This window comes from Acidovorax sp. GW821-FHT09A11 (genome assembly GCF_059418365.1).
In genome coordinates this window covers 88118-100869 of record NZ_JBWKPS010000010.1, presented here as the reverse complement: position 1 = coordinate 100869, position 12752 = coordinate 88118, and the positions used below count along the sequence as shown (strand labels likewise).

The 12752-nt window shown below is 69.9% G+C and carries 10 protein-coding genes; 2 read left to right on the top strand and 8 right to left on the bottom strand.

Annotated elements, in window-relative coordinates; translation table 11 throughout:
* Window positions 1–98 precede the first annotated feature (98 nt).
* On the bottom strand, window positions 99–719 hold the full coding sequence (locus AC07PV_RS21165) for a VOC family protein (RefSeq protein WP_494598006.1): 621 nt from the start codon (window positions 717–719) through the stop codon (window positions 99–101).
* Window positions 720–931: 212 nt separating this feature from the next.
* Here AC07PV_RS21165 and AC07PV_RS21160 point away from each other — a divergent pair, with 212 nt between their 5' ends.
* Entirely contained in the window at window positions 932–2701 is a 1770-nt protein-coding gene (locus tag AC07PV_RS21160; RefSeq protein ID WP_494631235.1) for an ABC-F family ATP-binding cassette domain-containing protein, read from the top strand.
* Window positions 2702–2826: 125 nt separating this feature from the next.
* Here AC07PV_RS21160 and AC07PV_RS21155 read toward each other — a convergent pair whose 3' ends face one another.
* The 7 genes from AC07PV_RS21155 to hemC all read right to left on the bottom strand — a co-directional run bounded on the left by AC07PV_RS21155 (window position 2827) and on the right by hemC (window position 9649).
* Complete coding sequence (locus tag AC07PV_RS21155) at window positions 2827–3405, bottom strand: YceI family protein (RefSeq protein ID WP_494631234.1); 579 nt, start codon at window positions 3403–3405, stop codon at window positions 2827–2829.
* A 211-nt stretch (window positions 3406–3616) separates the two neighbouring features.
* Window positions 3617–4192, bottom strand: coding sequence for a YceI family protein (locus AC07PV_RS21150; RefSeq protein ID WP_218294427.1), 576 nt, complete (start codon window positions 4190–4192; stop codon window positions 3617–3619).
* Window positions 4193–4371: 179 nt separating this feature from the next.
* Complete coding sequence (locus tag AC07PV_RS21145; protein ID WP_369641832.1) at window positions 4372–4953, bottom strand: cytochrome b; 582 nt, start codon at window positions 4951–4953, stop codon at window positions 4372–4374.
* Between the two features lie 360 nt (window positions 4954–5313).
* Window positions 5314–6591, bottom strand: coding sequence for a heme biosynthesis HemY N-terminal domain-containing protein (locus AC07PV_RS21140; RefSeq protein ID WP_218293748.1), 1278 nt, complete (start codon window positions 6589–6591; stop codon window positions 5314–5316).
* 163 nt (window positions 6592–6754) lie between these two features.
* The gene (locus AC07PV_RS21135) at window positions 6755–7888 is read right to left on the bottom strand and encodes a uroporphyrinogen-III C-methyltransferase (protein ID WP_494631233.1); all 1134 of its coding nucleotides are present in this window, start codon (window positions 7886–7888) and stop codon (window positions 6755–6757) included.
* Window positions 7885–8697 carry a uroporphyrinogen-III synthase gene (locus AC07PV_RS21130; protein WP_494631232.1) on the bottom strand — a complete coding sequence of 271 codons (813 nt, stop codon included), beginning with the start codon at window positions 8695–8697 and terminating at the stop codon, window positions 7885–7887. Before AC07PV_RS21130 ends, AC07PV_RS21135 begins: the two co-directional genes overlap by 4 nt.
* A 7-nt stretch (window positions 8698–8704) precedes the next feature.
* Window positions 8705–9649 (bottom strand): hydroxymethylbilane synthase, encoded by a 945-nt coding sequence (gene hemC, locus AC07PV_RS21125; RefSeq protein WP_218293751.1) that lies wholly within the window; start codon window positions 9647–9649, stop codon window positions 8705–8707.
* Between the two features lie 138 nt (window positions 9650–9787).
* Between hemC and ppc the strand changes: the two genes are divergently transcribed.
* A complete protein-coding gene (gene ppc, locus AC07PV_RS21120) occupies window positions 9788–12577 on the top strand; it encodes a phosphoenolpyruvate carboxylase (RefSeq protein WP_218293753.1) in 2790 nt (929 codons plus the stop codon).
* The last annotated feature ends 175 nt before the right edge of the window (window positions 12578–12752 follow it).

The window sequence follows — 12752 nt, the reverse complement described above, 5'->3', positions numbered from 1 at the left end:
AGTTTGTATAGCTATCAGCGCTTGAATATCAAGCGCTGCGGCCGTTTTTTATTGATATGGGCGCCGCACGGCGCCACGCTGCGGCCTGGGCCTGCGCTTCAGCCGCGCACGTACTCGGGCCGGTCGTTCTGCTGGGGCTTGAGCGGAGCGGCCACCTTGCCCTCGGCGCGCTCCTTGCGCCACTGCTCCTTGCGGGCCGTCCACTCGTTGAGCCGCGCATGGGCCACGGTGCTGTCCTTGGCCATCTGCTCCTCGTTGGCCAGCTGGGCCGACAGCTCCAGGCGGATGCCGTTGGGATCGAAGAAGTAGATGCTGTGGAAGATGTGGTGGTCGGTCACGCCCAGCACCTCGATGCCATGGGCTTCCAGGCGCTTCTTGGTGTTCTCCAGTTCCTCGACCGTGTTCACGCGGAAGGCGATGTGGTTGACCCACAGCGGCGTGTTGGGCGAGGGCTCGGCCTTCACGTCGTCGCCCAGGTCGAAGAAGGCGATGAACGAGCCGTCCCGCAGGCGGAAGAAGAAGTGCGTGTAGGGGCAGTACTCGCCCGTGCTGGGCACGTAGTCGCTCTGGATGATGTGGTAGAGCGGCAGGCCCAGGATGTCTTCGTAGAAGTGGCGCGTCTCTTCCGCGTCGCGGGCCTTGTAGGCGTAGTGGTGCAGCTGCTGGATGGCGGCAGGCGCGGGCAGGGTGGCCAGATCGGGCGTCGGGGCGGCATTCATGCGGTGTCTCCTCAAATGGATGGCTGCAATTCTACTATCCGTAATTGATTTACGTTAAGTTAATTTTTATGTGGGTGATTTGCGGTACATTCCGCAGTCACACCCATTCGTGCCGAGGTATTACTCCCATGCGCCTTTGAGCCTCTTCAAGCCGTTCCCCTGCCGCCCTTTGCGGGCCAGGTGGTTGCATGTCTTGTTTGGAGTGCTTTTGCATGGCGACACCTTCACGGGGCGAATCCGCCCATGGCAGCCGCAGCGCTGCCGCAGCCTCGGCTGCTGATTTCCCATCATCATCTTCTTCTGCTCGTTCATCGCAGGCCCCTGCCGGGCAGGGCAATGCGGCGCCCGGCGCGGGCCAGGCCGTGCTGCAGTTCGCCGGGGTTGGCTGGAGCCCGCCTGGCGGCCAGGCCCTGTGGGGCCGTCCGCTGACGGTGTCCCTGGGCCCGGGCGTGACGGGCATCGTGGGTGCCAACGGTTGCGGCAAGAGCGTCTTCCTGCGGCTCGCGGCGCGCGCGCTGCAGCCCGCCAGCGGCGCCGTGCTGGGCGATCCTTCGCTGCATGTGGTGGCGCAGGAGGTGGCTGCTGCGCCCGGTGCCACGGTGGCTGACGTCGCAGGGCTGGGGCCGGCGCTGGGCGCCCTGGCGCGGCTGGAGGCGGGCGAAGGCACGCCCGATGACCTGCTCGTGGCCGATGGGCGGTGGGACCTGCCCGCGCGCTGGCGGCAGGCGCTGCACGCCCTGGGGCTGGGCCACCTGCCGCCGGCACACGCCGCGCAGCGGCTCAGCGGGGGCGAGCGCATGCGCGTGGCGCTGGCGGGGGCTTTCCTGTCCGATGCCGAGCTGCTGGTGCTCGATGAGCCCACCAACCACCTTGACCGCGCGGGCCGGCGATGGCTGATGGAATCGCTGGCGCAGTGGCGGGGCGGCGTGCTGGTGGCCAGCCACGACCGCGAATTGCTGGGCGCGGTGGGCAGCATCGTGGAGCTGTCGCCCGCCGGGCTGCAGCGCTATGGCGGCCACTGGGGGCTGTACCAGGCCCAGCGCCAGGCCGAGGCCGCCGCCGCCCAGGCCGCGCTGGACCACGCGCGCACCGAGCGCGAGCAGGGCCTGCGGGCGCTGCAGCGCGAGCATGACGCCCAGCAGCGCCGCGCGGCACGCGGGCGCGCGGAGGGGCGCACCACCAACCAGGCGTCCATCCTGCTCGACCGCCGGAAGAACAGCGCACAGGCCCACGCTGGCCGCGAGCACGAGCGGCAGCAGCAAGAGCGCCAGCGGCTGAACGAGGCCGTGCGCGAGGCTGCCCTGCGCGTGCCCGCGCAGGCACCCGCGGCGCTGGTGCTGCCGCAAAGCGCCGTGCCGGCGGGCAGGCAGGTGCTGGCGTTCGAGCAGGTGCAGGTGCCGCATGCCCCACCGGGCTTGCCTGCGCTGAACGGCGTGTGGAGTGGCCCCGTGCGCATAGCGATCACCGGGCCCAATGGGTGTGGCAAGAGCAGCCTGCTGCGGCTGGTCGCGGCGCCGGATGGCGTGCCTGGAGGCGGTGTGCGGCGCGGCGTGCGGGCCGCCTGGCTGGACCAGCACAACACCGCCGCGCTGCCCCCGCAATGCAGCGTGCTGGATCGGCTGCGGGCACTGGGCTCGCCGCTGCCCGAAGCCGCGCTGCGCACGCACCTGGCACAACTCGGGCTGGATGCGGACAAGGTGCATCGCCCGGCCGGTGTGCTCAGTGGCGGCGAGCGCATCAAGGCCGCGCTGGCCTGCGCCCTGTGGTCGTGCGAGCCCGCGCAGATGCTGCTGCTCGACGAGCCCACGAACCACCTGGATGTGGATGCCGTGGACGCCTTGCAGGCCGCGCTGGGGGCCTTCACGGGCGCGCTGGCCGTGGTGTCGCACGACACCGCCTTCCTGCGCGCGCTGCGGCCGGACGTGGTGTGGGCCTGGCGGCCGCAGGGCTGGGACCTGGACGCCTCGCTGGACGCTGCCTGACGCGGAAGGGGGCCTGGTGGGGCCGCGCCAAGGAAAAAGCCACCCGCTGCGCGGGCGCGGCGGGTGGCCTGTGGGCACGGCGTGGACGCCGCCCTGCGCGCTGGCGCGTGGCCAGCGTGGCTGGATTACTGCTTCACGGCTTCGATCTGCACCACCAGGCGCACGTTCTTGGGGAAGCCCCATTCAACGCCATAGTTCATGCCCCACTGGGTGCGGTCGATGGTCGTTTCAAAGTCGCCACCGCACACTTCGCGCTTGAGCATGGGGCTGTCATAGCAGTTGAACTGCGTGGCCTTGAGCGTGACGGGCGCGGTCTTGCCCAGCAGCGTGAGCTGGCCGGCCACTTCGCTGACCTTGTCGCCGTTGAAGCTGAACTTGTCGGACACGAACTTGATGGTGGGGTGCTTGGCGGCATCGAACAGGTCGGCGCTTTGCAGGTGCTTGTCGAACGGGGGCGTGCCCGAGTTCACCGAGGTGGTGTCGATGGTGATGTCCACCTTGCCGGACTTGGCCGCGCGGTCGAACTCCACGGTGCCTTGCTTCTTGTCGAAGCGGGCGCGGTTCGTGGTCGTGCCGAAGTGGCCGATCTCGAACGTCACGAAGGTGTGCGTGGGGTCGATGGCGTAGTTGGCGGCCTGCGCGGCGCCGGCGGTCATTGCGGTGGCAGCGGCCACGGCGAGCAGGGAGAACAGGGACTTGCGCATGGGTAGATACTCCTGGAGCAGTGGTGGAAAGAAAAGGAAGGAAAAAAGGAAAGAAATCAGCGATTCAATGCCGTGCGACGCGGGGATCGGGCACGTTCAAGCCAGCGCTCCCGCTCAAGGGCCGCCCCGCCGCGCTGGGAGCGTCCCCCTCCCGCGTTGCGTAGCAATGCGAGAGAGGGGAAGGCGCGAAGCGACTCCGGGGGAGCTTCATTCAAATCTTGCCCACGCCGGTGAGCGCGAGCTTGAATTTCACGGTCACGTCGTCGGCCACCATCGAGGTGTCGGCCCACTCGTTCTCACCGATCTTGAACGCCAGGCGCTTGATGGGCAGCGTGCCTGTGGCGGTGGTGCTGGCCCCGCTTTGGGTCAGCGTGACGGGCACCACCACGTTCTGCGCAGTGCCCTTGATGGTGAGCTTGCCCGCCACCTCGAACTTGCCGCCACCCAGCGCCTTGATGGCGGTGGATTCGAACTGCGCCTGCGGGAACTTCCCCACGTTGAACCACGTGGGCTTGGGCAGCTCGGCATCGGTCTCGCGCGATCCGAGCGTGGCGCTGCCGGTATCGACCGTGAACGCGATCTTGCTGGTGGCCGGCTTGGCCGGGTCGAACGCCACCTGGGCGCTGAACTTCTTGAAATGGCCGTCCAGCGGCACGCCCATCTGGCGGGCGGTGAACTGCACTTCGCTTTGGGCGGGCACCAGTTGTTGCTGGGCCAGGGCGGCCTGGGCGCCCACGGCCAGGGCGGCGCCCAGCACGATGTGGGACAGGGTGGAAGAAGAAGACAGATTCATTCGAAAACTCCGTTCAAAAGACAGAAAAGAGAAGAGAAGGTGGGGCGGTCGGCTGGTGTATGTCAGGGGCGCGCATCCGCCAGTGCACCCGTGGAGCCGGCTCTGCCGGGCCTGCGGATGCGTTCCCCTCCCCGCCGGAGAGGGAGACGGCGCGAAGCGGCTCGGGGCCTGCCTCATCCACCAGGCAGCATGCGGGCGAGCAGGCCGTCGCGGTCCACGATCTGGTGCTTGAGCGCGCCCGCGATGTGCAGCACCACGAGGCCTGCCATTGCAAATGCGGTGTACTGGTGCCAGGGCTTGATGGCCTCGGCCAGCTCCTTGCTCACGGGCACGAAGTCGGGCAGCTGCCACAGGCCCAGGAACACGATGGGGAAACCGGCGGCCGAGCTGTAGGCCCAGCCGATCAGCGGCACGGCGAAGAACAGCGCATAGAGCAGCCCGTGCGTGGCGTGGTGCGCCAGCTTCTGCCAGCCCGGCATGGCCTGCTCGATCGCTGGCGGCAGTGCGGGGGGGCGGTGCGTGGCGCGCCACAGCAGGCGCAGCACCGACAGCACGAGGAGGGTGACACCCGCCCACTTGTGCCAGTTGTAGAGCTTGAGCCGCTGCGGCGAGAACGGCAGGCCCGTCATGTAGATGCCCACGCCAAACAGGCCGATCAGCGCCAGGCCCAGCACCCAGTGCAAGAGCATGGCGGTGCGCGTGTAGCGGCGGGGCGTTGCGGCGGCCGGGAAGGCGGTGGTGGCAGGGGCAGTCATCTGGGAGCAAAAAGCAAAGCGGGTGGTCAGGTGGAGGCGCCGGGCCAGCGCCTCTCGGCCAAGGCTGACATTCGTCAAGCAATGGGGCAGTGTAGAAAGCCGTCACCGCATTCGGTTTCAGGCAGATTGATGCTTCAATTCAAAAAAAATGAATTGAGAGGGCCTGAGCGCTCAAAGTTCCCCAATGCTGTGCGGCTTGTGCATGGCCCGGGGCGGGGGAGGGCCCTGGGCATGGGGAATGCCCCATCAGGGTGCATGCCGAGGGACTGAAACCGCCGCGGGGCGCGTGGTGGCGGTTACCGCAAGCGCGCACGGCGCGGTGCGGCGGCCTGCCTTGAGAAAAGGGAGAGGCCGGGGCGCTTACTGGCCGAGCGCGGCCTTCTTCCAGGCCTCGGCGGCAGCGGCCTCGTCCCCGCGCTTTTCGGCCAGTTCCGCCAGATGGCGCCAGGCGCTCGCCCGCAGGCTGGTGTCGGCGAGCTGCTGCGCCGCCTGGGTGAGCAGCTGCTGGGACTTGCCCCACAGCTGGCGCTTGAGGCAGGCCATGCCCGCCAGGTACTGCAGGCGCGCATCGCGCGGGTTGGCCTGGTGCGCGGATTCGATGCGGGCCAGCCAGGGCGCGTCCAGTGCGTCCAGCCCGGCTTCGAGCGCGCGTACCAGCTTCAGCGCATGGTGCTCGGCCAGTGCGTCGGGCAGGTCCACCATGCGTTCCCACACCGGCAGCAGCCAGGCGCGCACCTGGGTGGCATCGCCGCCCAGGGCGGCCAGCCGCTGGGCGGCATGGATGGCGAGTTCGGGCATGTTGCGCTCGGAGGACTCCAGCGACATCCAGATCTGCTGCAACTGCGCGGTGTCGTGCGCGCTGTTGATGAGCTCGGTGGCCAGGCCGCGCACGATGCTCTGGGCCGCGGCGGGCGAGAACGCGCGGTGCTTGCCCAGCAGGCGCGCGGTATCGAGCGCCTCCTGCGTCTGCCGTGCCAGCCGGGTCGCCTTGAGCTTGATGCGCAGCGACAGCGTGCGCCGCGCCGCGCCCTGGGGCAGGGCGGCCAGGCGGTCGAGCGCCGCGCCCGCATCGCGGTCGTCCAGCGACCAGCGGGCCGCGCGCATCTGCGTGCCTTCGCGCATTTCCTGCTCGCTCACGGTGCCGCGCGCGGGGGCTTCCTGAAGCGCGTCCTGCAGGTGGCTCTCGCGCGTGGCGCTGTCCTGCAGTGCGTGCGAGGCCTCGGCCGCGATCATGTGGGCCAGGGCGCGCAGCTGGCGGCCGTGGGGTACGGCCTCGCCGGCGGCGCCCAGCGCATGTTCCTGCGACAGCGCGGCCACCGCCGCCTTGCGCGAGCGGATGAAGCGCCCGCCGAGCATGTGGGTCAGCGCATCGAGCAAGGCCGCGTGCATGGCGCGCTCCTTTTGCTGCACGCGCCAGCGGCGGGCCTGGTGGGGCAGCTCCAGCAGGGCGGCCAGCGCGCGCAGCGCCGCGTACACGGTGACGAAACCGCCCACCAGCAACAGCACCACCATGTTCAGCGACAGGTCGATGCGGTAGGGCGGCCAGTACAGGGTGACGGTGCCCTGGTTGTTGCCCGCGAACAGCGCGGCGGCCACGGCCACGCCAAACAATGCCAAAAGCCAAAGTGCTGCGCGCATGTCGTCAGTCCGTTATTCCACCGCGCAAGGCGGCGCCCGCAGCCCGTGGCACGGGCGCGGTCCAGGCGAGCGCCACCGTGGAACTGGCTGTGCCAGGCCACCGGTGGCGTCCCCCTCCCGCAGGAGAGGGGGAAGGCGCGAAGCGACTCGGGGGGTGATTCATTTACCTTCCCGCTGCGGCAGTGGCCAGCGCGGACAGGGTTTCGTCCAGGCGCGGCTGCTCGGCCGCCTTCATGCTGGCCTGGGCCGTCTGCAGCGTGCTGGCCGCGTTCTGCGTGCGCCGCGAGGCCGGGTCGAAGTACTTGTTCAGCGCCACGGTGGCGGCGGCCAGGTCGGCCCGGGCCGAGTCGAACTGGCGCGCGAGCACGCCCAGGCGGGCGTTGAGCAGCTTGAGCTTGAGGTTCTCGCGCAGGAAGAAGGTCTGTTCGGGCGCCAGAAGGATCGCCTCGGGCTGGTCGATGCGGCTCACCCGCACCAGCCCCCGGGCCTCGTCGCGCACCACTTCCCAGCTGCGCTGCAGCGCGGCCTGCCACCAGGCCATGCCGCCGGTGGAGGCCGGCATGCCGCCCGGCGCCGGGGGCGCGGCCGACAGGCGCCGCGTGGCGGCGGCCTGGGCCACCGCATTGAGCACGGGCAGCTCGTCCACCTGGCGCACCAGGTCGTCCAGGCGGGCCAGCAGGCCGGCGGTGTCGGTGACGGTGGCGCGGGTCAGGCGGTCCAGGTCGCGGCCGATGGCGCGCTGCACGGGCGCCAGCCGGGGCTGGGCGGCGCGCTCGATGCGCAGGTTGGCGCTTTTCAGCGCGGCCACCAGCGGCTCCAGGCTGCCGGTGAGCTGAGCCTGCTGCTGCGCGAGGCGGATGGCGGATTCGATGTCCACCACCAGATTCTCGTCGCGCGAGCGCGAGAGGCTCTGCATGAGTTCTTCGAGCTGGCTGCGCTGCAGCGCCACCTCGCTCACCCGCGCCTCGGCCACCGACAGGCGGGCGGCGGTCTCACGCACCAGCTCTTCGGCCTGGCGGGCCATGGTGCGGGCCTCGATCGCCTGCGCACCCGAGTCCGCAGACTGCCGGGCGAGCTGCTCCTGGATGGAGCTGAGTTTTTGCCACAGCAGGCCGCTGCTGACCAGTGCCGCCGCCGCCACGGTGCCCAGCAGCAGCATCACGGCGCCGCCCCGGCCGGGAGCGGGTGCCGGCGCGGCGTGCGAAGGCGCGGGGCCCGCTGCGGGTGCGCCCACGGGCGCCGCCACGGGGGCTGCGGCGGGTGCAGGGGGCAGATCGTTGGGGGGCACGGAACTCATGCCGCCGATTCTATCGAGGCCACCACGTCTTCCAGGGCCGGACGGCATTCCCGCACGGCGCCAAAGCCCGCCGCACGGGCCGCCTCGGCGATGCGCGGGTGCGTGGCCAGCGCCCGCGCGGCGCCCCAGGGCTGGCCGGGCAGGGCCTCGGCCAGGTGGGCCACGGCTTCGGAACTGCTCAGCAGCCAGAGGGAACCATCGTGCGCCGCCTGTTGCGCCAGCGCCACCTCGTGCGCTGAAAAGCGGGGCGCGCCGCGTTGGTAGGCCACCACAAACTCCACCGTGCCGCCCGCTGCCTCGATCTGACGGGCCAGCCAGTCGCGGCCGCTGCCCTGGGCGGATTCAGGCACGCTGCCGGATCTTCCGCGCACGATCAGCACACGGTCGCCGGGCCGTACCTGCGCGGCCACCTGCTGCCACAGCGCTTCCGAGTCGAACTGCGGCGCATCGGACGCCGGACTGTCGATGCAGGCCGAGGGCACGCCGGCCTGCTCCAGCGCGCGCGCCGTGCCGGGGCCGGGTGACCATGCTCTTGTTTTGATAGCTGCCAGCGCTTGTCCATCCAGCGCTGGAGGCCTACTGGATCCAAAAAAATGGGCCACGGCATTGCCACTGACAAACATCAGGGCGCGGTACTGCGCAAGGTGGGCCCTGGCCCGGGCGAGCGCCTGCTGCGCAGCGGGGTCGCGGCAGGGGCCGATGGCGATGAGCGGCAGCGCCACGGCGCCGATGCCGTGCGCGCCCAGCATCTCCACCCAGTGCGCGGCCTCGCGGGCGGGCCGCGTGACGATCACCCGGGGCGAGGGCATGGGCGCCTCAGGGTTGTGGGAGGCTGGCGGGGTCCGCGCCCCGTGCGCCGCCCGCGCGCAGGCGCTGGGCAATCGCGTCGCCCAGCGCTTCGGCCTGCGCCAGTGTGCCGACGGGGGCGCTGGCCTGCGCGCGCACCAGCGGGGCCTGGCCGTCCGGGTCGCCCCAGGCGGCATCGAGCTGCAGCACGCCGGCGGCCAGCGTGCCGTGCGCCGCCAGCGGCATCGAGCAGCTGCCGCCCATGGCGCGGCTCACGGCGCGCTCGGCGGCCACGGTCAGCCAGGTGGGCTGGTGGGCCAGCGGCGCCAGCGCGTCGATCAGGTCTTGCCGGTCGCTGCGCACCTCGATGCCCAGCGCGCCCTGGCCCGCCGCGGGCAGCATGGCCGTGGGCTCGAACGTGGCGCGGATGCGGGAGGCGAGCCCCAGGCGTTTCAGGCCCGCCGCCGCCAGCACGATGGCGTCGTACTGGCCTTCGTCCAGCTTGCGCAGGCGCGTGTCCAGGTTGCCGCGCAGCGGCTCGATCCTCAGGTCGGGCCGCAGGGCCTGCAGCAGCACCTGGCGGCGCAGGCTGGAGGTGCCCACCACCGCGCCCTGGGGCAGGGCATCAATGTTCGGGTAGTTGGGCGAGACAAACGCATCGCGCGGGTCTTCGCGCTCCATCACGCAGGCCAGGGCAAAACCCTCGGGCAGCTCCATGGGCACATCCTTGAGCGAGTGCACGGCGATGTGCGCGCGGCCTTCTTCCAGCGCCACCTCCAGCTCTTTCACGAACAGACCCTTGCCGCCCACCTTGCTCAGCGACCGGTCCAGGATCTGGTCGCCCTTGGTCGTCATGCCCAGCAGCTCCACCGTGTGGCCTCGTGCGCGCAAAAGGGCCTGTACATGCTCGGCCTGCCACAGGGCGAGACGGCTTTCGCGCGTGGCAATGACGATGGTGAGGGGTGTCTGGGGCATGCTCAAGTTCGTAACCTGTTTGTAATCATTCAGGGGCGGGCGATGCTAGCATGCGCCCGCACTGGGGCTGGTGCGGCCCGGGGGCATGCCGGGCGGACGGCGCCGGCGATCCCCCCATCCCATTCCGGAGACCACCGCATGAAACGATCCGACAAGGACCAGCCCCTGATTGACGACATCCGCCTGCTCGGCCGCATTCTGGGCGACGTGATCCGGGAGCAGGAGGGCGTGGCCGCGTATGAGCTGGTGGAGCAGGTGCGCAAGCTGTCGGTGGCGTTCCGCCGCGATGCCGATCAGGAGGCCGACCGCGCGCTCAAGAAGCTGCTCAAGTCGCTCTCGGGCGACCAGACGGTGAGCGTGATCCGCGCCTTCACCTACTTCAGCCACCTGGCCAACCTGGCCGAAGACCGCCACCACATCCGCCGCCGCGCCGTGCACGAGCGCGCGGGGGACACGCAGGAGGGCAGCATCGAGGTGGCCCTGTCGCGCCTGCGCTGGGCGGGTATCGCTCCCAAGACGATTTCGCAGACGCTGGCGGGCAGCTACGTGGCCCCGGTGCTCACGGCCCACCCTACCGAAGTGCAGCGCAAGAGCATTCTGGATGCCGAGCGCGACATTGCCCAGCTGCTGGCCGTGCGCGACGACATCCAGGTGCGTGCCCAGCTGTACAACAGCGCCAAGGACGCGCTCACCCCGCGCGAACTGGCCGCCAACGAAGCCCTGCTGCGCGCCCGTGTGGCCCAGCTGTGGCAGACGCGCCTCTTGCGCTACAGCAAGCTCACCGTGGCCGACGAGATCGAAAACGCGCTCTCTTATTACGAGGCCACCTTCCTGCGCGAGATCCCCAAGATCTACGCCGACCTGGAGAACGAGCTGGGCCAGTACCCCGTGCACAGCTTTCTGCGCATGGGCCAGTGGATCGGCGGCGACCGCGACGGCAATCCCAACGTCACCGCGCAGACCCTGCAATACGCACTGGGCCGGCAGGCCGAGGTGGCCCTGCGCCACTACCTGACCGAGGTGCACTACCTGGGCGGCGAGCTGTCGCTGTCGGCGCGCCTGGTGCAGGTGTCCGCCGAGATGGAGGCCCTGGCCCTGCGCTCGCCCGACACCAACGAACACCGCCAGGACGAGCCCTACCGCCGCGCGCTCACGGGCATCTACGCCCGCCTGGCGGCCTCGCTCAAGGAACTGACCGGCGGCGAAGCCGCGCGCCATGCGGTGGTGCCGCAGAACCCCTACGGCAGCGCCGAGGAGTTCCTGGCCGACCTGCGGGTGATCGAAGCCTCGCTGCAATCGCACCATGGCGAGGCCCTGGCGGGCGAACGCCTGCACCCCCTGATCCGCGCCGTGCAGGTGTTCGGCTTCCACCTGGCCACGGTGGACCTGCGCCAAAGCTCCGACAAGCACGAGGAGGTGGTGGCCGAACTGCTGGCCAAGGCGCGCATCGAGCCCCACTACGCGGGCTTGCAGGAAGCCGCCAAGCGCGCGCTGCTCATCAAGCTGCTGAACGACGCGCGCCCGCTGCGCGTGGTGGGCGCTGAGTATTCCGCACACGCAAAGGGCGAACTGGCCATCTTCGAAACCGCCCGCGTGATGCGCGAGCGCTTCGGCCACGAGGCCATCCGCCACTACATCATCAGCCACACCGAAACGGTGAGCGATTTGCTCGAAGTGCTGCTCTTGCAGAAGGAAGTGGGCCTGATGAACGGCACGCTCGATGCCGAGTCGCGCAACCACCTCATCGTGGTGCCCCTGTTCGAAACCATCGAAGACCTGCGCAATGCCGCGCCCATCATGCGCGAGTTCTATGCGCTGCCCGGCGTGGCCGCCCTGGTGCAGCGCAGTGGCGGCGAGCAGGACATCATGCTGGGCTACAGCGACAGCAACAAGGACGGCGGCATCTTCACCAGCAACTGGGAGCTGTACCGCGCCGAGATCGCCCTCGTCGAACTCTTCGACGAACTCGCCACCAGCCATGGCATCCAGCTGCGCATGTTCCACGGCCGGGGCGGCACCGTGGGCCGGGGCGGCGGCCCGAGCTACCAGGCCATCCTGGCGCAACCCCCCGGCACCGTGCGCGGCCAGATCCGCCTTACCGAGCAGGGCGAAGTCATCGCCTCCAAATATGCCAACCCCGAGATCGGCCGACGCAACCTGGAAACCCTGGTGGCTGCCACGCTCGAAGCCACGCTGCTGCAGCCCACCAAGCCCGCCACCAAGGCGTTCTTGGACGCCGCCGCGCAGCTCTCGCTGGCCAGCATGGGCAGCTACCGCGCGCTGGTGTACGACACCCCGGGCTTCACCGAATACTTCTTCAACTCCACGCCGATCCGCGAGATCGCCGAACTGAACATCGGCTCGCGCCCCGCCAGCCGCAAGGCCAGCCAGAAGATCGAAGACCTGCGCGCCATCCCCTGGGGCTTCAGCTGGGGCCAGTGCCGTTTGACGCTGCCCGGCTGGTACGGCTTTGGCTCGGCGGTCGATGCGTTCGTGAACCTGGAAGGCAAGGACCCCAAGACCCAGCTGGCCCTGCTGCAAAAGATGTACCGCCAATGGCCGTTCTTCCGCACGCTGCTGTCCAACATGGACATGGTGCTGGCCAAGAGCGACCTGGCGCTGGCCTCGCGCTACAGCGAACTCGTGACAGACGCGCGCCTGCGCAAGAAGGTGTTCACCAGCATCGAGGCCGAATGGCACCGCACGGCCGAGGCGCTCACGCGCATCACGGGCGACAAGCAGCGCCTCACGCACAACGCGGCGCTGGCCCGCTCCATCAAGCATCGCTTTCCGTACATCGACCCGCTGCACCACCTGCAGGTGGAACTGGTGCGCCGCTGGCGCGCGGGGCAGGGGGATGAGCGGGTGCAGACGGGGATTCACATCTCGATCAACGGGATCGCTGCGGGGCTGCGCAACACGGGCTGAGGTCGTCGGCTTCCCTGGGGGCCGCGGTGGCGCCCTTTGCAAGATGCGGGCAGGCCCGATAGCATGGGCCCAGGGGGGAGAGGACACGCGGGCAGATCGCCGGCCGCCTCTTCGGACGGGTGCGGGGAATCTGGGGGCTGCCGGGCAGGCTCCAGGCGGCATCCTCGCGGTCGCT

Coding starts and splice junctions, on each gene's coding strand:
- AC07PV_RS21165 (WP_494598006.1), bottom strand. CDS start 719: ATGAATGCCGCCCCGACGCCCGATCTGGCCACCCTGCCCGCGCCTGCC.
- AC07PV_RS21160 (WP_494631235.1), top strand. CDS start 932: ATGGCGACACCTTCACGGGGCGAATCCGCCCATGGCAGCCGCAGCGCT.
- AC07PV_RS21155 (WP_494631234.1), bottom strand. CDS start 3,405: ATGCGCAAGTCCCTGTTCTCCCTGCTCGCCGTGGCCGCTGCCACCGCA.
- AC07PV_RS21145 (WP_369641832.1), bottom strand. CDS start 4,953: ATGACTGCCCCTGCCACCACCGCCTTCCCGGCCGCCGCAACGCCCCGC.
- AC07PV_RS21140 (WP_218293748.1), bottom strand. CDS start 6,591: ATGCGCGCAGCACTTTGGCTTTTGGCATTGTTTGGCGTGGCCGTGGCC.
- AC07PV_RS21135 (WP_494631233.1), bottom strand. CDS start 7,888: ATGAGTTCCGTGCCCCCCAACGATCTGCCCCCTGCACCCGCCGCAGCC.
- AC07PV_RS21130 (WP_494631232.1), bottom strand. CDS start 8,697: ATGCCCTCGCCCCGGGTGATCGTCACGCGGCCCGCCCGCGAGGCCGCG.
- hemC (WP_218293751.1), bottom strand. CDS start 9,649: ATGCCCCAGACACCCCTCACCATCGTCATTGCCACGCGCGAAAGCCGT.
- ppc (WP_218293753.1), top strand. CDS start 9,788: ATGAAACGATCCGACAAGGACCAGCCCCTGATTGACGACATCCGCCTG.